This window comes from Pseudomaricurvus albidus (assembly GCF_018863235.1).
Classification (GTDB): domain Bacteria; phylum Pseudomonadota; class Gammaproteobacteria; order Pseudomonadales; family Cellvibrionaceae; genus Pseudomaricurvus; species Pseudomaricurvus albidus.
In genome coordinates this window covers 39,200-60,502 of record NZ_JAHKRS010000003.1, presented here as the reverse complement: position 1 = coordinate 60,502, position 21,303 = coordinate 39,200, and the positions used below count along the sequence as shown (strand labels likewise).

Annotated in this window: 14 protein-coding genes; 9 read left to right on the top strand and 5 right to left on the bottom strand. The window is 50.7% G+C overall.

From position 1 onward, the window contains the following. Positions 1–95 precede the first annotated feature (95 nt). From KOI40_RS06740 to KOI40_RS06715, 6 genes are all read left to right on the top strand, one after another. Positions 96–1,523 carry an aldehyde dehydrogenase family protein gene (locus KOI40_RS06740; protein WP_216096718.1) on the top strand — a complete coding sequence of 476 codons (1,428 nt, stop codon included), beginning with the start codon at positions 96–98 and terminating at the stop codon, positions 1,521–1,523. Positions 1,524–1,533: 10 nt separating this feature from the next. Then, a complete protein-coding gene (locus KOI40_RS06735) occupies positions 1,534–2,301 on the top strand; it encodes a VOC family protein (protein WP_216096717.1) in 768 nt (255 codons plus the stop codon). A 277-nt stretch (positions 2,302–2,578) separates the two neighbouring features. After that, positions 2,579–3,148 (top strand): alkyl hydroperoxide reductase subunit C, encoded by a 570-nt coding sequence (gene ahpC, locus KOI40_RS06730; protein WP_216096716.1) that lies wholly within the window; start codon positions 2,579–2,581, stop codon positions 3,146–3,148. Between the two features lie 113 nt (positions 3,149–3,261). Beyond that, positions 3,262–4,884 carry an alkyl hydroperoxide reductase subunit F gene (ahpF, locus tag KOI40_RS06725; protein WP_216096715.1) on the top strand — a complete coding sequence of 541 codons (1,623 nt, stop codon included), beginning with the start codon at positions 3,262–3,264 and terminating at the stop codon, positions 4,882–4,884. 265 nt (positions 4,885–5,149) lie between these two features. Next, on the top strand, positions 5,150–8,851 hold the full coding sequence (locus KOI40_RS06720; protein WP_216096714.1) for a hybrid sensor histidine kinase/response regulator: 3,702 nt from the start codon (positions 5,150–5,152) through the stop codon (positions 8,849–8,851). Between the two features lie 60 nt (positions 8,852–8,911). Further along, complete coding sequence (locus tag KOI40_RS06715; protein ID WP_216096713.1) at positions 8,912–9,754, top strand: helix-turn-helix transcriptional regulator; 843 nt, start codon at positions 8,912–8,914, stop codon at positions 9,752–9,754. A gap of 29 nt (positions 9,755–9,783) precedes the next feature. Here the strand turns inward: KOI40_RS06715 and KOI40_RS06710 are convergent, their stop codons facing one another. The 4 genes from KOI40_RS06710 to KOI40_RS06695 form a co-directional block, all read right to left on the bottom strand. After that, positions 9,784–11,292, bottom strand: coding sequence for an aldehyde dehydrogenase family protein (locus tag KOI40_RS06710; RefSeq protein WP_216096712.1), 1,509 nt, complete (start codon positions 11,290–11,292; stop codon positions 9,784–9,786). Positions 11,293–11,361: 69 nt separating this feature from the next. After that, entirely contained in the window at positions 11,362–12,768 is a 1,407-nt protein-coding gene (locus tag KOI40_RS06705; protein ID WP_216096711.1) for a purine-cytosine permease family protein, read from the bottom strand. Positions 12,769–12,797: 29 nt separating this feature from the next. Continuing rightward, positions 12,798–15,026: a TonB-dependent receptor gene (locus KOI40_RS06700; RefSeq protein ID WP_216096710.1), complete on the bottom strand. Its 2,229-nt coding sequence runs from the start codon at positions 15,024–15,026 to the stop codon at positions 12,798–12,800. A gap of 182 nt (positions 15,027–15,208) precedes the next feature. Continuing rightward, on the bottom strand, positions 15,209–15,868 hold the full coding sequence (locus KOI40_RS06695) for a cyclase family protein (protein ID WP_216096709.1): 660 nt from the start codon (positions 15,866–15,868) through the stop codon (positions 15,209–15,211). Positions 15,869–15,932: 64 nt separating this feature from the next. On the opposite strand from KOI40_RS06695, the gene KOI40_RS06690 reads away from it, so the two are divergent. Beyond that, positions 15,933–16,271, top strand: a complete 339-nt coding sequence (locus tag KOI40_RS06690; protein ID WP_216096708.1) for a hypothetical protein — start codon at positions 15,933–15,935, stop codon at positions 16,269–16,271. A gap of 181 nt (positions 16,272–16,452) precedes the next feature. Here KOI40_RS06690 and KOI40_RS06685 read toward each other — a convergent pair whose 3' ends face one another. Next, on the bottom strand, positions 16,453–18,873 hold the full coding sequence (locus tag KOI40_RS06685; protein ID WP_216096707.1) for a TonB-dependent receptor: 2,421 nt from the start codon (positions 18,871–18,873) through the stop codon (positions 16,453–16,455). 206 nt (positions 18,874–19,079) lie between these two features. Here KOI40_RS06685 and KOI40_RS06680 point away from each other — a divergent pair, with 206 nt between their 5' ends. Continuing rightward, positions 19,080–20,096, top strand: a complete 1,017-nt coding sequence (locus tag KOI40_RS06680; protein WP_216096706.1) for an AraC family transcriptional regulator — start codon at positions 19,080–19,082, stop codon at positions 20,094–20,096. Positions 20,097–20,548: 452 nt separating this feature from the next. Then, positions 20,549–21,232: a hypothetical protein gene (locus tag KOI40_RS06675; RefSeq protein WP_216096705.1), complete on the top strand. Its 684-nt coding sequence runs from the start codon at positions 20,549–20,551 to the stop codon at positions 21,230–21,232. Positions 21,233–21,303: the final 71 nt, after the last annotated feature.

Genomic DNA, 21,303 nt, shown 5'->3' with positions numbered 1-21,303 from the left:
TTTTTTGCTACTCCCAGCTGAGGTATGGAGTAACGGTGTATGGAACGCAAGGTGTTTTGACACAAAATATGTACTAACTAACAAGGAGTAAAACAGTGTCTGATTTTAAAATGCTGATTGGCGGTAATCTGGTCGCAGCCGAACAGACCTTTGAGGTGATTAATCCGGCTGACGAAAGTGTGGCGGGTTACGCACCAGAGGCCAGCGATGCCAATCTCGATGCGGCTGTGAGCTGTGCAAAGCAGGCCTTTCTAACCTGGCGTTACAGCAGTAACGAAGAGCGTGGCAAGGTGCTGAAAGCCATTGCCAAAGTCATTAAAGACAATGCGGTGGAGCTGTCAGAGTTGCTGTCTCTGGAACAGGGGAAGTCTCAAAGTCAGGCTCAAAGAGAAGTGCAGCAGATGGCGGGAGATGGCGCCGCAGCTCGAGCAGCGATCACTCTGGAACCGGAAGTATTGCAGGATGACGAACAATTTCGAGTGGAATTGCATCATCGTCCATTGGGTGTTGTGGCAGCCATAGTTCCCTGGAACTTTCCGTTGGGGATCGCTATTGGCAAGCTGGCAACTGCGATTATGACAGGGTGCACCGTCGTACTCAAGCCTTCTCCCTTTACACCGTTAACTACCTTAAAGCTGGGAGAGTTGATCAAAGATGTCGTGCCAAAAGGGGTGATCAATATCATCAGTGGCAGTGACAGCCTGGGGCCTAAGCTGTCAGGGCATCCGGACATAGCCAAGATTTCGTTTACGGGGTCCACCGAAACAGGCAAGCGAGTTATGCAGGGCGCTGCTGCAGATTTAAAACGTGTCACTCTGGAATTGGGCGGTAACGACGCTGCAATTGTCCTACAGGACATTGATCTGCAAAAAATGGCCTATCCATTGTTTTTGGGCGCTTTTATTAACAGTGGTCAGACTTGTGTGGCAATCAAGCGAATCTATGCCCATGAAGCTATTTATGATGACCTTGTGAATGCCCTGGCCTTTATTGCCAGTCAGGTTAAAGTTGGTCCGGCATCGGATCCGGAATCTCAATTGGGGCCAGTTCAGAATCGTATGCAATACGACAAGGTTATGTCGGTACTGGCAGAAGTGAAAGCCAACGCAGAGAAAGGGGAGGGGCGCATTGTTGCGGGTGGGGAAACTCATACCGGCAAGGGTTTTTTCCTGAAGCCCACAATTGTGGCCGACGTCAAAGAGGGATGCCGTCTGGTGGACGAAGAGACCTTCGGGCCTATTTTACCAATCATCCGATTCAGTGATGTGGAGGAAGTCATACAGCGAGCCAACAGCACCTCTTATGGGTTGGGAGGCTCTGTCTGGAGTTCCGACGTTACCAAAGCGGCTGAAATTGCCTCGCGTCTGGAGAGCGGTTCAGCCTGGGTGAATCAGCATCCTAACCTGACCCCATTTGTACCCTTTGCCGGCGCGAAGCATTCCGGTATGGGGGTGGAATCTCATCAGATGGGATTGAAGGAATACTGCCAGGTGCAGGTTGTGAATATTGCCAAGTCTGCATAAGGAGAGAGCTGTGACCTCAATCGAAGACAAGGAGCATGCACAGGATGTGGCTCGTCTGGATGCGGTGATTTTATCAGTAACCGATCCGCAGGTGGCGAAAGCCTTCTATCAGGCAGGGGCTAACATGCAGAGTGTGACCTCCAGAGATGTGGCTGGCAGAGTGGCCCTTTCGGAGGACACGCTCTGGCTCAAAGCCGCTGATGGTCGTGGCGCTCTGTTGGGATTAAAACCCGCCAAAACGGCCTCAGAAAAAACCGGTGCAGCCAAGTTGGTTTTTTACGTCAAGGATGTTGATCGCTATGCCGATGCTCTGGTCGCAGCGGGTGGAGAGCTGGTGCTCTCTCCTGTTGCCCAGCCAGGTCTCGGGGGCATGCGTGTCGGATTTGGGCGTGGGTTTGATGGCCAGCTGATTGAGTTTGTCGGTATGCCCGATGCAGACCATTCCTATCTGAGTGCGGTGGGTATTTCCGTCAGTGATCTTGAAGTTTCCCGGGACTATTACCTGCAGTATCTGGGGTGGTCACAGACGCATTTTTTGTCAGTGCCTGAGCAATACGACGAGTACATTATGATGCCTGCAGTGACGGGCAGCTCGGCGCTGGTGCTGATGTGGTGGCAACCTGGAGTCAATCTTCTTCCGGTGGCGCCCCCTGAGCTGGTGTTCAGTTCGCTAACTGTTGGTCATTCGCGGGGAGATCACAATGCGGAGATGGAATCTGTCGCCGGTTCTGAAAGCCTCGACCCCGATGGCCATGCACTGATGATGGTAGCGCAGTAGCGATTAATGCCCTCGGTCTCGCCATTCTGGCGAGACCTCTCGGCCATCCATGTACGGTGGTCATTTCCTAACTAGTTGATTCTAAAGGTCTTTATTTTGGCTTTCCGGCTGCGGATGTCTCTTGCCTGTTTTATAGGGAATACCTATTAAAACGTTCGGATGTAACGATTTTAACAATCGCAGTGGTTTTCCTACTATAGCTCCCGTCAACGAGATTTGTGAATTCAACGGGTTCACAAGACGAAACAACCACATGAATGACTGTAAGGAAAATACTATGTCTCGCTCTCTTATCAATACTGAAGTTAAACCTTTTACCGCGACTGCCTACCACAATGGCGATTTTGTCAGCGTTAGCGAAGCTGACCTGAAAGGCAAGTGGTCTGTGGTGTTCTTCTACCCGGCTGACTTCACCTTTGTATGCCCAACCGAACTGGGCGATCTGGCGGACAACTATGCCGAGCTGCAACAACGAGGTGTTGAGGTGTACTCCGTATCGACCGATACCCACTTTACTCACAAAGCCTGGCACGATTCTTCTGACACCATTGGCAAAATTCAGTACCCAATGATCGGTGACCCAACGGGTCAAATCACTCGCAACTTTGAAGTGATGATTGAAGAAGACGGTTTGGCGGAGCGCGGTACATTTGTTATCGATCCGGAAGGCAAGATTCAAATCGTAGAAATCAATGCCGGTGGTATCGGTCGTGATGCAGGTGAGCTGCTGCGCAAGATCAAGGCTGCTCAATATGTGGCGGCTAACCCTGGCGAAGTCTGTCCTGCGAAGTGGAAAGAAGGTGAAGAGACTTTGGCTCCTTCACTGGACTTGGTCGGCAAGATCTAACAATCGATTGATTAGTTTGTTTTGAACAGGCTCTCTTCGTTCAATTCCCTTCAGGGGCGGAGAGAGCCGCCCAACACAGTAATCAACGGTCAGACGGAATATGGAGTAACAGCATGTTAGACAATACCTTGAAACAACAATTGGACGCTTACTTAAACAATCTGGTTAAACCGATTCAAATTACTGTGTCCACTGACGACAGCGCCAAATCTCAGGAAATGGTGGCCCTGGCAGAAGAGATTGCCAGACTGTCTGAGAAGATTTCTTTAACCATTAATCACAAGGCCGGTGCTGGTAACGCGAGCAGGGCTCCATTAATGGCGATTGCTCCGCTGGGCGAGACCGCGCGCGTTGAATTTGCCGGACTGCCCATGGGGCACGAATTTACCTCTCTGGTATTGGCTTTATTGCAAGCCGGTGGCCACCCATCGAGAGCCACTGCAGAACAGCTGGCGCAAATTGCGGAACTGGAAGGTGAGTTCACCTTTGAAACTTATATTTCCCTCAGCTGCCAGAATTGTCCTGACGTAGTGCAGGCGTTGAATCTGATGGCGGTTCTGAATCCGAATGTGCGCAATACCATGATTGATGGTGCGCTGTTTCAGGATGAAGTCACTGAACGCAACATTATGGCGGTGCCTTCAGTGTACCTGAATGGCGAGCCTTTTGGTTCGGGCCGTATGAGCCTGGATGAGATTTTGAACAAGGTCGACAGTAAGGCAGGCGAGCGTCAGGCTGCAGCCCTGGCAGAAAAAGATCCTTATGAAGTGTTGATTGTAGGTGGTGGACCTGCGGGTGCATCTGCGGCGATTTACTCCGCTCGTAAAGGCATTCGCACCGGAGTCATTGCCGAACGTTTTGGCGGACAGGTGATGGATACCGTCGCGATTGAAAACTTTGTTTCCATAACGGCAACCGAGGGGCCGAAGCTGGTGGCCAACCTGGAGCAGCACGTTATGGATTACGATGTCGACGTCATGAAAACCCAAAAGGCCGTGGCCTTGCAGCAAATCAAGGACGCTGATGGTGAACGGGTCGAAGTGACACTGGAAAATGGTGCGACCCTGGCATCCAGGTCGATCATTCTGGCAACCGGTGCTCGCTGGAGAGAGATGAACGTGCCCGGTGAGCAGCAATACCGTGGTAAAGGCGTGGCCTATTGTCCGCACTGTGATGGTCCGCTGTTCAAAGGCAAGAAAGTCGCTGTGATCGGTGGTGGTAACTCCGGTATCGAAGCGGCTATTGATCTGGCCGGCATTGTTGAGCATGTCACGGTTCTGGAATTTGCCGACACCTTGCGCGCTGATGAGGTTCTGCAGCGTAAGGCCCGCTCCTTGAGCAATATCGACATCATCACTGAGGCAATGAGTACCGAAGTACTGGGCGATGGTCAGAGAGTAACAGGTCTGAATTACACAGATCGGGCAACCGGTGAAGAAAAGTCCATTGAGTTGGCCGGCATCTTTGTCCAGATTGGACTGGTGCCTAATACGGACTGGTTGCAAGGCGTGGTCGAGTTGAACGAGCGCGGAGAGGTGATTGTCAACAGCCGCGGCGAAACCAGTATCCCCGGTGTGTTTGCCGCAGGTGATGTCACTGACTCGGCCTATAAACAGATTATCATTTCAATGGGCTCGGGGGCGACGGCGGCTTTGTCGGCTTTTGATCACCTGATTCGTCTTCCTGGCGTCGAGGCTTCAGATGGTGTTGTCGTCGCAGAAGATCAGGCAGCCTGAGTTGCCCCCTTCAGGCTGCGTGTTGAGACAGTTTGTCCTCTCCCTCGCCGAAGGGAGGGGATTTTTTATATGAAAACACAGTTTTTGCAGGGTAGGACTCCGGAAGTTCTACCTTCTTGCTGCGCCTTGCCCAACAGAGTGAAATCTCAGGGATATTCCCCTAATAATTTGGTATGGTAACCATTATTTTTGTTGATATTCACGCCATATAAATTTGAAATCACCAATTGGCCAATCGAAGAATAAGAACGGCAGGGAAGTAGGGATGTTGTTGATCGATGGAAAAGTTACAGCAGGCTCACTAGATGAGAAGGCTGTCCTAAAGGAGGGGCGGGAGCGAGGTCTGGCAGGCACTTGTGTACACCGGATTCTGGTAATGTGGCTGTTTGCCTGTGGCTGTGCGCTAGCGTTCGACTCAGTGTGGGCCGGGGGCAATCATGCGCTGGAGCAAATTACCCTGAAAGATGGCCTCAGCCAAAGTACTGTTTTTTCCGTTGAGCAGGACAGCACCGGGTTTATGTGGTTTGGAACCCGCAATGGTCTGAATCGCTTTGATGGCTTCAACTTTCGTCATTTTTATACTAAGGATGGTATACCCAGCAGCTTTATCTGGAGCCTGCTCCGAGATGGGGACAGTCTTTGGCTGGGCACTCAGGGGGGAGGTCTGGTTCAGCGTCAGGCCAATGGTAACTTCATAAGTTATCCCCGTCCTCAAGCTTCTGTGGACGACACCGCTTCTATTCCCAAAGTCATTGTTGATATTCAACACAGCCGTCGAGGTGGGTTGTGGTTGGCGACTCAGGATCAGGGACTGCAATATTTCGATAAGCAAACGGGTACATTTACTGCCTACAACGACGGGGTCATAGGGGCAACCTCGTCTGTTCTCGAGGATGAGGGGGGGAATGTTTGGGTTGGCACCGCAAATCAAGGATTGCTGCAGTACAACTACAACGCACAGCATTGGCAGCGTTATCGTCACCATCCAGATGACCCTAAAAGTTTGTCTCATAACAGCGTCTGGCATGTTCTGGAAGATTCAAGTTTTCGGGTTTGGGTGGCGACGCTCGGTGGCGGACTCAATCGACTGAATCCTTTGACCGGTGAATTTATACAATATCGATTTGATCCAGATAAACCAGATAGCTTGAGCAATGATTTCGTCTGGACTGTGTTTGAAGACAGGCTCGGTCACATATGGGTGGGCACCAATGATGGCCTGAACCTGCTTGACCCATCCACCGGTAAGTTTGAACACTTTCTGCAGGGGCAGGAGATTAAGTCCATCTTTGAGAGCCGATCCGGCATCTTGTGGGTCGGAACCTATTACGGTGGTGTCTTTAAACTGGACGAAAAGCGTAATAAATTTCAGTTGATTAAACACGTTCCGGGGAATCCCAATTCTCTGTCCTCAGATACCGTTAATGGTATTTATGAAGAGCAGGATGGAACCCTTTGGGTCGTGGGCGATGGCGGTGGACTGGATCGCATAGATCGTGAAACCGGTGAAGTCATCCACTACCGACACAATCCCAAGAACGAATCATCCATCAGTAATAACCACCCGATGAATATTACCCGCATGGAGAGCGGAGACTTTCTTCTGGGTAACTATGCCGGCGGCATGAATCGGTTTGACCCCAGAAACGGAAAATTTACACGTTATCTGCCTGACCCAGAAGATCCACAGTCAATTGCAGATGATACTGTCTTTGATATTCTGCAAGACCGTCAGCAGAGAGTCTGGGTTGCGACCTGGCGAGGTGGGCTTAATCAGTATTTTCCGGAAACAGAAACCTTTGCCCACTATCGTTTTAACCCCAACGACTCTTCTTCCATTGGTGATGACTATGTGCAAACTCTTTTGGAAGACAGCCAGGGGCGCATTTGGGTGGGAACGGCTTCGGCAGGATTGAACCTTTTTTTGCCCGATGAGAAACGTTTTATACGCTATCCCCATAAAGCCTCGAATCCGGAAAGTATCAGTCATAACCATGTGTACACCTTGTTTGAGCGGGATGATGGCAAGTTGTGGGTGGGAACCGAAGCCGGCGGTTTGAACCTGTTTGATCCGGAAACGGAAATATTTCAGCATTTTATGGATCCGCAGGAGTATTTGCAGACCGCTATTCTGGGCATTCTGGAGGATCATAATGGCATTCTTTGGATCAGTACTCGCGACGGTTTGCTACGTTACAATCCGGTCACTAATTTTGCCTATCGCTATGATGAAGGCGACGGTGTTCAATCGCGAGAATTTATCGCTGGCAGTTTTCTCAAAGGCAACAACGGTCGTTTCTATTTTGGCGGGGTAAGCGGGCTTAATTACTTTTATCCCGCTCAGGTGGAAAATAATCGTTTTGTGCCGCCGGTGGTTTTAACGCGATTAAGTCTGACGCAAACGGAAGGAAAGAGTGAGATTATCCTGGATGATCTCGATACCGTGGTTTTACAGTACGATGAACAGCCGCTTACTATCGGATTTGCAGCTCTGAATTACACGCGGACGAACCTCAATCGTTACCGCTACAAAATGGAAGGGCTGGATGACGCTTGGTTATCTGGCGGAAAGGTTAATCAGGCGATGTATCACCGGATTGCTCCGGGGGATTACCAGTTCAAAGTCCGTGGTTCGAATAATGATGGTGTCTGGAATGCGGTACCCGCTACCCTGAATATTAAAGTCCTGCCTCCCTGGTGGTTGGGGAAATGGGCTTTTGCCGGGTATTTTTTGGGCGTGGCACTGTTGGTCTTTTCTTTCATGTGGTGGCGACAACGAGCTCTGCAGGCTGAAAGAGAGTGCGATATTGCCAAGCGTTCAGAGCTGGCCAAACAAGAGTTTTTGGCCAAGATGAGCCATGAAATCAGAACTCCGCTCAGCGGGATGCTCGGCATGGGTGAACTTCTGGAAAAAACCCAGATGGACAGCCGGCAGAAACACTATCTGCGTTCGCTGATGAGTGCCGGTAAAAGTTTATTGAGCATCATCAACGATATTCTGGAATTCTCGAAAATAGATGCGCAGAAGCTGGAGCTGATACAGACGCCATTTAGATTGCAGAATTTGATCGAAGACTTGATGGATCTCTTTTCGGTAGAAGCACAGCGCCGCAATATCTCACTAAACCTGAATTACCCTAAAAACCTTACCGATCATTTTATCGGCGATCCCACGCGATTAAGGCAGGTCTTGAGCAACCTCTTGGGTAATGCGGTGAAATTTACTGAAGAGGGAGGCGTCTGGATCCAGGTCGATGTCCAGGAACAAAGCAACGGTAAAGCCAGGGTCCGTATTGAGCTTAAGGACAGTGGTATTGGTATTGATAAACAGCAACTGAAGTCAGTCTATGAACAGTTTTATCAGGCTGGCGAAAAGAATCAGGGGCAGTATGGTGGCACGGGGCTGGGACTTTCCATTGCCAAGCAGCTGGTGGAGTTGATGGGGGGCAGCCTTACCCTGGAGAGTGATCGAGGAGTGGGAACTACCGCGACGGTTATTCTGACGTTACCGGTTGTCAATGAGGGAGATACCATTTCAGCGCCTGCCGTTGCTCCCGAAAATTTCCGTTGTCATGCTCGTATTCTCATTGCTGAAGATGACAAAATCAACGCCGATACCTTGATGCATTTATTGACCGGTTTTGGTTGCGATGTGGTGGTTGCGAAAGATGGGCAGCAGGTACTGGACTATCTTGAAAGTGCAGATGTGGACTTAATTTTCATGGATCGCCACATGCCGGTTTTGGATGGCATTGCCGCGACTAAGTGTTTAAGAGCCTCCGATCGCTGGCAAAATCTGCCTATACTGGCTATTACTGCCAGCATATCGTTAAAAGACAAGGCGGAGTGCCTCAATGCAGGGATGAATGAGCACTTGTTGAAGCCACTACTGACTGAGCAGGCCATACAGGTTTTGATGAAATATTGTCCCCGCCTGTGTATTTTTAATGATGATGAAATAAGTTGATGAGCCGGTTTGTGAACGCAAACACAGAGCGAATATCCCCGGTGAGAGATGATCTGAAATATGTCTGATATTAACAGTCCTGACTGGTACAAAGCACTGGTTGACTTGCGGAAGAGCATTGGTACATCTGATTTCTACAGTTGCTTTTTTGATACCGTGAGACAGGTTGTGGACTGCGATCTGTCAGGCGTTTTCATCTATAGTGGCGATCGCGTAGATTGTATGCTGCTGCAGGAAACCACGGACAATTATCGAAAATTTATCGATCTTTACCTTGAAGGTTTGTACCTGCTGGATCCCCATTACAGCATGTTGGCCAAAGGTGCCGAAACAGGCCTGTATCACTTTAAAGATATTGCCCCGGATTGCTATCACCAGACCGAGTTTTATCAGCGATTTGTTAAACCCGCCGGCATCACTGACGAATACGACTTTATCGTCAAAGTTGATAATCTTTACTACGATTTTTATATCGACAAAATGAGTGGTGTGTTTAGCGAGCAGGAATCTGAGGTGCTGGCAGCTGTGGCACCTCTGCTACTGGAGTTTATGTCCGAGCATTGTCGTTATCAAAGTGCCAGTCCGGCAACGTCACTGTCGCCGGGGCAACCTTACAGCAGTATTTTTGATTCGTTGGGCGCAACCTTGTTGACCCAAAGAGAGCGAGATGTATTCCAGTGCATTTTGCACGGTCATTCATCGAAGTCGACCGCGAACAAGCTCAACATTGCTTTGGGTACAGTGAAAATACATCGTCGAAATATTTACAATAAACTGGATATATCGTCGCAGTCAGAGTTGTTTTCTTTGTGTATCCAGTCGCTGGCAATTCCGGAGGTAAGCAGTGCTGAAGATCCGTTGGCCGCTTTGAGGGAGAGTTATACCCGTCCCTCGAATTACTAGTGATTGATCTCCAGCACCTCTGATTCACCTCAGAGCTGGATGACCACGGATTTTGTTTCCAGGTAGTGATCCAGCTGTTCTGGTCCCAGGTCTTTACCTATACCCGATTGTTTATATCCACCAAATGGCATGGCGACATCAACGGCATCGTGGGTGTTCACAAAGACGGTACCCGCCTGCAATTTGCGCATGACGCGATGCACACGAGATACATCACGGGTGAAGACCGAAGCAGCCAGCCCATATATGTTGTCATTAGCCAAAGCTAGAGCTTCTTCTTCGGTATCAAAAGGCTGAACAACCAGCACGGGACCAAAGATTTCCTCCTGCACGATACGCATATCGTTGGTGGTGTCGGCAAATATGGTGGGGTTTACATAGTAGCCAGGACGGGCAGGACTATCGCCGCCGCAGACCAGTCGTGCGCCTTCCTGTTTTCCGACTTCAATATATTCCCGAATACGGTCCAGTTGTTGTTGGGAAATTTGTGGTCCCTGGGTTGTGTTGGGGTCGAGGGGATCACCAATCACCACGGACTCCAGTGAAGTCGACAGAGCTTCAAGGACGGTCGGGTAAACACTGCGTTGCACATAGAGTCGGGATCCGGCTGAGCAGACCTGTCCGGAATTAAAGAAGATACTTTGATGTGCGGCGTTAACAATATCGTCCACACAGGCATCTTCAAAAGCAACCATGGCCGACTTGCCGCCCAATTCCAGAGTGACGTGCGACAGATTCTGCATCGCGGCCTGACCGACTTTTTTTCCTGTCGGGGTCGAGCCGGTAAAAGATACTTTCTGTATGTCAGGATGGCTGACAAGATGATTGCCGGCAACAGCACCTGTGCCTGTGACAATATTAATAACACCCTTGGGGAGTCCGCCCTGCTGCCATATCCGCATCAGATAGAGCATGCTCATGGGGGTTTGTTCTGCAGGTTTCAGAACAATGGTGCAACCGGTGACGAGGGGTGCAACAATTTTCCACAGTGACATATTCAGTGGCCAGTTCCAGGGCACGATGGCACCCACAACACCGACGGGTTCTTTGAGGGTATAGGCAATGGTGTCGCCGGGGAGCGACAGGTTGCGGGTAGCGCCTTCAATCTTGCTGGTCCAGCCGGCCATATACCGTATCAATTCGATGGAACCGCCGACATCAACTTCCATACAGCCACCGATAGCTTTGCCTGCGTCGATGGACTCGAGTTCGGCCAGAGTTTGGGCGTGCTCTTCCATGGTGTCTGCCAGCTTCAGTAGCAAAGCCTGACGCTCCATGGGTTTTAAATCAGCCCAGCTGGCATTGCAAAATGCCTGATTGGCAGCTGCAACAGCTCGATCAACATCCTGGCATGTTGCGCTTGGGACTGTGATCAAATGTTTACCATTTGATGGATCTTCAATGCTCAAGGTTGCGTTATCAGAGGCGTCGACAAATTGGCCGTCGATAAACATCTTTTGGTGCCCGGCCTCAAGGAACGCGCGGGTTTCAGGTGTTACTGAGTAACGATCCAGCATAGCTTGAATGGTAGTATCCATAGCGGTTACCTCACCCCTCGGGAAAGAGGGGGTTAACAATTGCGGAGTGAGTTTTGGTTCTGTAACGGTTCACTTGTCGGCAGACAAGTGAACATAAGTTGCAGGTTGTCTGACGATAGCGTTGGTTAACACAGCCCACCCGTAATACAGGACAAACGTGATTCCGAACGTCGGGATCGTTGCCCCTATGGGGGATGTGAAAATATGAGTCAAGAGCACCGAAATACCGACACCTGCTGCCCAGATAAGCAGCGCAGGGTAGTTGAATCCGTGTCGGTACCAATATTTGCCACCGTGGTCGAGCAGGATGTCATGATCGTAAACACGTTTGTGAACCAGATAGTAATCCACAATCATAATGGCAAAGACGGGAACGAACAGGGAACCTACCAGTGTCAGAAAGGAGGTAAACTGATCCAGCATGGCAAGCCAGCTGGAACCAATCAGAGAAATGAGACCCAGTACAACTGCTGCCGGTAGAAAGCGTATCTTGTTGTTGGGCAGGATACCCACAACCGATGACACCATGCCATAGACTACCATGGTATTGGTTGCCATCACGGATAAGAAAATAACAATCGCAAGCGGTGCACCAAAGGCGGAAACAATCATGGTTGGATCGAAGCTTCGTGGCTCTTGCCCGCTGAGTACAACGTAGGCAATCGCGGTCGCCCCCAATCCCATAGACATGATAGTCGATACCAGATATCCAATGCTGGAGCCGACAACTCCGGCAGTCTGTGATTTAGCCAGTCGATTCATCTCTGCGGACAACACCGTCCAGGAGATGACCGTAGCAATCACTACATCCAGTACGATGACGCCATTCCACCCCAGTTCTGTGTCGATCTGTAAATTGATAAATGCCGTTGGTGAAAAAGTCGAGAAAGCGGTGTAGAGGATGTAAAACATGATGAGTAAAATCACCAGTCCCAACCAGGGCTCGATTTTTTCGATGCCTTTATGTCCGAATATTGCCAGACAAACCACCAGAAACTGGCATAACACCGAGAACAGAATAGGGTTGGAGTAGCCGGTGAATTCTTCCACCAGATAGTTCACCGTCACACCTGCAAGCATTGCCTGAACCCAGCACCACCCCATCAAAATGATGACGTTGGCGGCGGTGGTCAACAGGGAGCCCCTGAGTCCAAAAGCTCCCTTGGTGAGAGACATGGTGGACAACCCTGTGCGGGTTCCCATGTTGCCGATTAATACCAATACCACAACACCAACCACCGAACCCAGCACGATCAGTCCTATCGCCAGAGGCCACGAGACCCCGGGTACGAAGAGAGTGCCGGTCAGCAGGGTGGTGACCACCAGATTGGCGGCCAGCCAGATCATGCCAATACGTCCGGTGGAGAGAGTGCCTTTGATTGGGCCATGATCTTCATCGCCACCCAGCTGATCAGACAGACGGCTCAGTAATGAGCCGCTGCCTTGTCCGGTGGTTGATGTGGGTACAGTATTCATAGGTTAACTTTCTGCTTGTCAATGACGGTTTAGAAGTTGTACTTGTAATCTACACCGTAAGTGCGGGGAGCACCGCGGAAGAAGAACAGACCATTCCAATCCGTTTCCAGGTTGGTCGAGTAAACCGCGTATTCTTCATCCGTCAGGTTTTTCACGTACAAGCCCACTGAGTGCTTCTCATCATCCAATGACAGGTTCAGGCGCACATTATGAATGGTGTAGCCTTCCTGAGAGAGACGGTTTTCATTGAATGGTTCGAAGTACTGTTTGGAAATGTAGTTTGCATCGTAATGCAGCTGTACATAGGCAGAGTCGTTTTCCCAAAGATCATAATCCAGAGACAGGTTACCATTCACTTCCGGTGATGAAGGCAGAGTGTTCCCGGACAAGTCTTCACCCGCGTAAGACAGCTCGGTGTATTCCGCATCCAGCAAACCAATACCGGCATTTACAGTCAGTTTTTCAGTCAGCTGGCTGGTAACCTGCAGTTCCAGGCCCTGAATCTCGGACTCGCCGGCATTCATCAGGCGTTGTAGGCCTGCGTCAAAAATCAGGAATTGCTGATTTTCATAGGTGTAGTGGAAAAAAGCACCGTTAATGCGAGTACGACCATTTTGAATGGTGGATTTGAAGCCGATTTCCCAGGCTTTCAGCTCCTCGGGATCCACTTGTGAAAACTCGGAGGGATCGAAAGCAAAACCGTTGAAGGCGCTGCCGCGATAGCCTGTGCTGTAGGAACCGTAAAGCATAATGTCATCAGTGACGAACCAGTCCAGGCCAATTTTACCGGAAGTGTTGGTGTCATCGACTTTCTGATCAACGGCATCCAGTCCCAGACTGCCCAGAGACGGACCGTCGGTGGTTTTGGCAAAGCTGTCCTGGGCGTCGCCATACCAGGAGGAATAATCTTCAACTTCAATGCTGTCGCGGGTGTAGCGCAAGCCGGCAGTCAGAGTCAAAGTGTCGGTCAGCTGATAGGTACCGTTAACATAGATGGCTTTGGTGTCACGATGCTGTTCGTAGCTGTTGGCGTAATAACAGCCGTAGAAGAACGTGCTTGAACAGTCATTGGCCAAAGGTTGAGTGCCATCACCAAAGTCTGACAACCAGCGGAAGCGTGTTTCGCCATCGGTTGTATCGGTGCCGTAGTACAGACCGGCAATAAAGTTAAACGGACCGGTAAAGTTGGACGTGACACGCAGATCCTGAGTGAACTGTTTGGTCTCAGCGCTGAAATCATCTTCCAGCAAGCGATAAGGGCTGCCGTCCGCATCTTCAGGCACAAAGTACTCACCATTATCAAATGAGGTAATGGACGTGAATGTATAGCTGTCCGTATGGTAGTTCAGTGTCAGGTTCGCACCTTGCAGGTCAAACTCTTTCTCTTCGGCCCGGTTGGACTCAGTCTCATGAAAGTCCAGGTCTCCGCGACCATAGCCGGTACTGCCGAGGCCCACACCACCGTTAGCAGCACCTTGATCAGCTTCTACCATCAGAATGCCAGTGTGGTTCGCGCGGGTGCGGCTTTTATGCAAACGCAGCAGTGCATCCAGATTGTCGCCTTCGTAGAGGAAAGACAGACGCACTGCACTTTCACCCAATTGGCTTTGATCATCGGCGCCAGGCAGTTTGTTTTCGACGTAGCCGTCGTTTTCCATGGTGGTAAAGGCCAGACGCATGCCCAGAGAATCACTCAGCTGAGTATCAAAAGCACCAGCCACATTGTAATAGCCGTAGTTGCCGAGACCGAGATTCAGGTAGCCGCTGGTACCATCCATTTTGGGTTTGGTGGTAATGACATTGACAGCACCGCCGGTAGCATTTTTACCGTACAGGGTACCCTGTGGTCCGAGCAGCATTTCTATGCGTTCAAGATCGAACAGTTGTACGCCTGAGGACAGGGGAGTGGCTCCCATGTAAACCTCATCAACGTACAGGGCGACAGCGCCAGTACCGTTGGGGCTGTAGTCGGATTGGGTGACACCACGCATGCCCAATACCAGCTGTGCATCGCCGTTACTGCCCAGCATTTGAACGTTGGGAGCCTGAGAGGCGATCTCCTGAGTGTTGCGAAACTTGAAGTTCCCCAGTGAGTCCTGTCCCAGGGCTGTAACGGATACCGGCACATCCTGCAGGCTTTCGCTTTTTTTCTGGGCGGTAACGACAACTTCTTCCAGAGTGAATTGCTGGGCAAGGGCTGACAAACTCATCCCGGAAGCGGCCAGCAGAAGGCCAGCGGTGGTTGATATCTTTCTCATGGTGTAACTCCCCAATACTGTTTTTGGTGCTGTTTTTGGATAGTCTGAACAATCAAAAAACATGAAATAATTCAGTGATGGCTATCTAATCATGCTGGCAATTATCGAGATATAGACCTATGGGACTATATTGTTCAGGTTAGCCGTGAAAGTGCACCAGCATGGAGCTTTTTGGTGTTTTGTCAGCTGTTTGTGCACTGAATTGCAACAGCTCTCACCGGCGATCCATCGCAGCCAGTCAGGTTTAGCGGCAGTACAGAAATAATTGGGTTCTCAAAATCGATCGCTTTGAAATTACAGAGGTTTTCTGCAATCAACCCTTTCTCCGCTGCAAACAGTGTGTGAACCGGGAATTCGGTACCGCCGGTTTTATCCAGGTTGATGGTATCGATGGCCGCGGTTTTGATTCCCATATCAATCAGGTACTGTGCGCCATCAGCTGACAGGTACGGGTGTTCAAAGAAGATGTCCTTCCCTATGTGCTTATCCCAGTCGGTGCGGAAGAGCACGATCTCGACCTCGCTGATCTTGCTGGCATAAGGCTCAATATCACTGATCTCAATCGCCTCATTGCTCTGTTTGTGGGTAACATCGATGACCAGCCCGGTACCAAAGCACTGGGACAGGGGAACGTCATCGACGGTTCTGCCTTCGTTGTTGAAGTGATAGGGAGCATCTACATGAGAACCGGATTGAGATCCTATATTCACATTGAATAGATTGTAGCCATCATTTTCCAGCGTGGTCGCTACGCTGAAGTTGGGTTCAGGATCTCCTGGATAAATAGGCGTTGTTGAATTCAGGGGCAAAGAGAGGTCAACAAATTTCTGAAACTTGAGCATGTAAGGCATCCTGATAAATCTGTAATTGAGATATGTCGTATCTGACAAGCTGGAGAGTAAAGAGATGATTACCTCTAGCCAGGGTTGGCATCATGGTAAGACAGGGGCGTTTTATTTTTATATAGGCTTTAAGGACTATATTGTTGTTTTCAGCAAACCCAAATCGCGCTGCGATCAAACAGCTATCCCTCCGGGGTTAACAGTCGGCTGGGGTTTTGTTGACTGCTCTAATGATATTCAGGGGTATGAATCTTTCAGGATGTCTTGCTGTTCTGTACACAACACGCAGTTCATTTTTCAGAAACAGAATGTCATCCCTTATTTGGTGGCCATTGCCATGTCCAGTCTTGCGGTCTGGACACACCGATTGTTAGCGGGGGAGGTTGGCTTGGGATTTGACTGAGAGTGCGACTTGGGTAGGTGTAACCAGTGCCCTGTTGCTGACACCGTCTTTCTTGTTCTCCCCATTTTTCGGGGTGAAATTCTTTACGAAATTAGAGTAGCAAGCGGAGAAACCTGATAGCAGAAAGGGCTGCAATAAAACGGGTTACCCGTGCAGGTAACCCGAGGCTGTAACCGTCAATCTAGAAGCGATATGTCCCCTGAATAGCATAGGTGCGCAGCAGGTCCAATTGGGCAAAACCGTTGCCGTTCACCAGCGGTTGGTCGTTGTTATTGCCACTGGAATACTCATCGGTGAGGTTGCGTCCCAGCAGCGCCACATCCCACATGCCATCTGCACCGCCAATGGCGAGTCGCAGGTCGTGTTTGGTGTAGGAGTCGATCAGTGCAATGTCGGGATCCAGATCGCCGGCATTGTAGTACTCATCGGAGTAGTTGATGTTCCAGGTGGCTCTGAATTCCAGGCTGTTGCCAATGGGCCGGCGATAGTCAAAATTCAGATTGGCAGCGTACTCAGGGGAGAATATGTTAGGGTCTCCACTGGCATCACGCCCGTCATTCACACAACCAGGCACGCCGCCCGCGGTCTGGGATACCCAGCAAGGCGCATTTTCAAAATCCGTATACTCTGCATCCAGATAGCTGCCGGCGAAGCCGACGGTCAGGCTGTCGGTGGCTTGCCAGCGCAGGTCCACTTCCAGGCCACGGGATTCAATTTCGGCGGCGTTCTGCACGAAAAATGCCGTGGCGCCGTCAAAAATGCTCACCTGGTAGTCCTCGACGGTGGTCTGAAAGACGGTGGCGTTCAGTGTCATGGCGCCATCCAGCAGGGTGCTTTTGATGCCCAGCTCAATGTTAAGCGCTTCTTCTTCCTCGTATTCAAAGTTGGGGTTGTCGTTTTCGCGCAGGAAGCGAGCGTCAAAGCCACCACCTTTGACCCCGGTGGAGACCGTCGCAAACATCATAATGTCCGGCGTCAGATCGTGTTCCAGGTTGACTGACCAGGAGACAAACTCTTCGTCCCGTTCGCGGTCGCGAATATCGTGTTCGTAGGTGCCGAGTAACCCTTCCCACAGATTAGCGTCCAAAAAGCCAGCAACGCCGGGAGCAGCGGCTTCAAAGGCGTCGTAATCGGCGGCGCTGTCGCCCACCACCAGCCCGCCGCCAAAGTCCCAGCCGCCGGTAAAGGATTTTTCCAGCACGTGAGAGGCTTCTTTGGATTCTTCCGAGTAGCGCAGGCCCACGGTGATACGGGTCAGCTCGGTAAAGTTCCAGGTGCCGGAGCCAAAGATCGCCCACTGCTCCTGATCCTGGGTCATGCGGTAGGCGCGTGAGACGTTGGGAGCGCCCGCCAGCGCCGCGCCAAATTGTTCAATGGAGCTGTAATCCAGATCTGACTGGTGGTAATAGGCGCCCAGAATGTAGTCAAAGGTTTCTCCGCCGGGTGAGGTGAGGCGGATTTCCTGGCTCCACTGTTCGTAATCCTCACGGGCGTCCACCTCGATCAGGGGCAGTGCCGAGAAGTCACAGTCACACACGTCCTGATACTCGTATGTGGCGTAGCCGGTGATGGAGGTCAGTGTGTGATCGCCCAGAATCCACTCGACGGTGAGGGTGCCCAGGTCCATTTCGTTATCGCTGAATTCTTTGCCATCGGGAAAGCCCGGTACACCGGCAAAGGAGGGGTTGATCTGGGCCAGGAGCGCGCCGCCATCGTTGATAACCGCTCGCTCGTCGTCCCAACGTTCTGTGCCGTTACCACCGGTGGCCGCGGCCACCAGTGCCTGGTTGAGACTGTTGATGGCCTGGTCCTGGGGTCTCAGAGGGTTAATCACCGCCAGTTGGACGGGTTTGCCGTCAGCGTTAAATTCCCCGGTTTCCCACTTGCCGGTGATCATGATGTTGTCGGTTAGGTCAAACTCAAGCTGACCGCGCAGGCTGTAATCGTCGCGACCGACTTCGTCCTCGCCGTTCATGACGTTGTCGAAATAGCCATCGGTTTCATAGGCTCGATAGGCCAGACGACCGCGCAGGCTGTCGGAGAGACCGCCGGAGATGACGCCGGTGTACTCCAGTTCACTGTTCTCGCCCACCAGTACCGAAATGGAGCCTTCGAACTCTTCGGTGGGCTTGGCGGTGATGGCATGGATGGCACCGCCAATGGTGTTCTTGCCGAACAGAATACTCTGCGGTCCACGCAGGACCTCAACCCGTTCGAGATCCATAAACGGTGCCCGGGCCAGCTGGTGACGGCCCATGTAAATGCCGTCGTGAAAGGTGGAGACCGACAGTTCAATCCCCTGATTGGTACCGGGGGTGCCAATACCACGGATAAAGACAAAGTTGCCAATCGGCGTTTCGGAGATGTTGACGGCCGGCATATTGGCTGCAAAATCAATGGCGTTGGTAACGCCCAGATCTTTGATGCTTTCCCCGTCCATGGCAATCATCGAGATAGGAACGTCCTGCAGGCTTTCCGCCCGCTTGGTCGCGGTAACCACGACTTCTTCCAGTGTGGCAGCATTGCCGAGTGGTATGCCAATAGCACAGGCAATGGCAAGGCTGAGAGTGTGATACCGGATGTTATTACGGTGTAATTTCATAGATGGCTCCATTGTTGTTATAGCTTTTATTTGTATTTTTATATGTTGTTATAGCTTTTATAGGGCAGAGCGGAGGTCTACAGTTGACTCTATAAATATCGCACATCTTCTGAGGTTCGGCTTGATATATCAGGACGCATGTATGATATTTTAGGACAGAAGTTCAGAAATACATCCTATAAAAACGATAACAAGGGAGCGAGCCATTGGGATATTACACCCGGGCATCAGTACTGACGGACTTTGAGACACTGGTTACCAACCTCGGAGGCAATCCATTGACCTTACTCAATGAGGTTGGTATTGCTCCGCAGCAACTGAACAACCCTGAAGAATGGATTAGTGAACAGCTTATACTGGAGTTGCTGGAGAAATCCGCAGCCGATTGTGAGTGCCCAAGCTTTGGTTTGGAGTTGGCCGCTCAACAGGGTTTGAAGTTGCTGGGCTCATTAGGCGTTTACCTTATGCGTCAAGGATCTCTTGAGCAGTCTCTGGAGTTGGTAACACACTACGCGTACACCGAGTGCGGTGGGCTAAATCTGCATCTCGATCGAGACAATCCTGAGCATTGTTGTTTATTAATGTCCCGCTGCGAAAGCGATTACCGGCACTATCCACAAAAGGTGCAGTTTTGCCTGGGACTGTTGCATTGCTATTTGCGGGAGTTGATAGGGGAATCCTGGCAGTTGCAGTCAGTGGAGGTCACCCAGCGTTTGCATCCCCGGTTGCATCAACGGTTTGAGCGATTTTTTGGTTGTCATGTGGTGGCAGGGAGGCAGCGCAATGCTATCCAGTTTCAGTCGCAGTATCTGAACTCTCGTCCCCGTCAGCAGCTTGAGCTGATTGATCAGGTTCTCGGAAGTCAGGTTTCAACGAGTTTGGTGAAGAACCGCTCGGAAGAGCTGCTGATTTCCCTGGAACGTGTGATTCGAACCCTGTTGCCGACCGGTGATTGCAATCTGGAGGCAGCCGCATTGAGTCTGAAACTGCACCCGAAAAAATTGCAGCGTGAATTGCGTCGAGTCAATACGTGTTACCGCACGTTGTTGGAACGTGTTCGCAAGCAGGAGGCTATGCAGAAATTGCAGTGCGGCGAAATGAGTGTGAGTCATCTGGCACTGCATTTGGGTTATGCGGAGTTTTCTGTATTCAGCCGTCAGTTTAAACAGTGGTTTGGCGTTGCTCCAACTCACTGGCGACCTGGCGATAAACTGACGAATTGAACTGGTGACCCACGAAACAAGAGGCGGGTTGTTTAAGTTTCGCAGTGGATTTATCTGTAGCTCTTCACGCTGAGTTTACTTGGGCGCTTTGGCATCCCCATTTGCAATCAGTCCCTCTTGAATCTGTTTATTTCTTTAATGAACACCTGCCCCCTTAGCCAGGGCGATCACAGAATCATTATAACTGTCACAAAGTCGACAATCATACGCTTCAATAGAAGGTAGACTGTCATGCTTGTCGGACATGTTTTCAATCTGTGATAACGATTGGTCACGACATTATCTTCGTGGCTGGTTGGTCTCATTGATGTCTTCAGCGTGCTGAGGCTTCCTTGCTCTGGCAATTTCACTCTGATGCTAAACATGAAAAGTTGGGGCCTGGCCGTCTCAGTGTTACAGCTCGGAAAGTTTATAAAACTGGATATCGTGTAGCTTTAAATAAGGAAAATAATATGCAGCGAACATTACAATGGGTTGGTGCCTTGGGGTTGTTGTCTGCAACCCTGCTGGGCTGTTCGGCCAGTCCAAAGGTGACAGATTCAGGCATCAAGACTCAAACGCCGGTGATCCCGGTAGAGCAGGAGTCGCGTCATAAAACCGTATTTGAAAACGATCAGCTGCGGGTGTACGACGTGAAGCTGCAACCGGGAGAAGAGACCGCTTTCCATGAACACCGCAATGACCTGTTAACCGTGGTGGTCATCGCCTCAACCGTGGCCAACCAGACTTTGGGACAGGCTGAAAAAGTTGATCGGGCGCCCTCGGGAGTACTGATTTACAGTCCCTATCAAACACAGGGGCCATTTCGTCACCGGATACTGGCATCTCAGGGCGAGGCCTTTCATGTATTGGGTATCGGTTTAAAAGGCGATAATCATGGTGCCAGCGAGGTGTTGCTGGGACGCCCTGATGAGCCACTGTTTCGGTTTCCTCAGGGGCAGGTACAGCGTTTGACTCTGGCGCCGGGCGAGGAAGTATCGCTCACCGAAGGTCTGGTCGTGTCTCTGGATGCGGGTCAACTGAACGGTTTGGTGTTGCCAGGGCAGGTCTGGTGGCAGGCGGGAGAGTTGCTCCGCAACCGGGGTAATGTCCCTGTGCGTTTATTGCAGTTGCAATTGAATCGAGACGAATCATAAGCGACCCGCGGTTGCCAATAATGAGTCATGTTACAATGTTTTCTTTAGGGAATTTCCTCTTGATGACGGTT

Coding starts and splice junctions, on each gene's coding strand:
- KOI40_RS06675 (WP_216096705.1), top strand. CDS start 20,549: ATGCAGCGAACATTACAATGGGTTGGTGCCTTGGGGTTGTTGTCTGCA.
- KOI40_RS06695 (WP_216096709.1), bottom strand. CDS start 15,868: ATGCTCAAGTTTCAGAAATTTGTTGACCTCTCTTTGCCCCTGAATTCA.
- KOI40_RS06690 (WP_216096708.1), top strand. CDS start 15,933: ATGATTACCTCTAGCCAGGGTTGGCATCATGGTAAGACAGGGGCGTTT.
- KOI40_RS06685 (WP_216096707.1), bottom strand. CDS start 18,873: ATGAAATTACACCGTAATAACATCCGGTATCACACTCTCAGCCTTGCC.
- KOI40_RS06705 (WP_216096711.1), bottom strand. CDS start 12,768: ATGAATACTGTACCCACATCAACCACCGGACAAGGCAGCGGCTCATTA.
- ahpC (WP_216096716.1), top strand. CDS start 2,579: ATGTCTCGCTCTCTTATCAATACTGAAGTTAAACCTTTTACCGCGACT.
- KOI40_RS06700 (WP_216096710.1), bottom strand. CDS start 15,026: ATGAGAAAGATATCAACCACCGCTGGCCTTCTGCTGGCCGCTTCCGGG.
- KOI40_RS06710 (WP_216096712.1), bottom strand. CDS start 11,292: ATGGATACTACCATTCAAGCTATGCTGGATCGTTACTCAGTAACACCT.
- ahpF (WP_216096715.1), top strand. CDS start 3,262: ATGTTAGACAATACCTTGAAACAACAATTGGACGCTTACTTAAACAAT.
- KOI40_RS06720 (WP_216096714.1), top strand. CDS start 5,150: ATGTTGTTGATCGATGGAAAAGTTACAGCAGGCTCACTAGATGAGAAG.
- KOI40_RS06715 (WP_216096713.1), top strand. CDS start 8,912: ATGTCTGATATTAACAGTCCTGACTGGTACAAAGCACTGGTTGACTTG.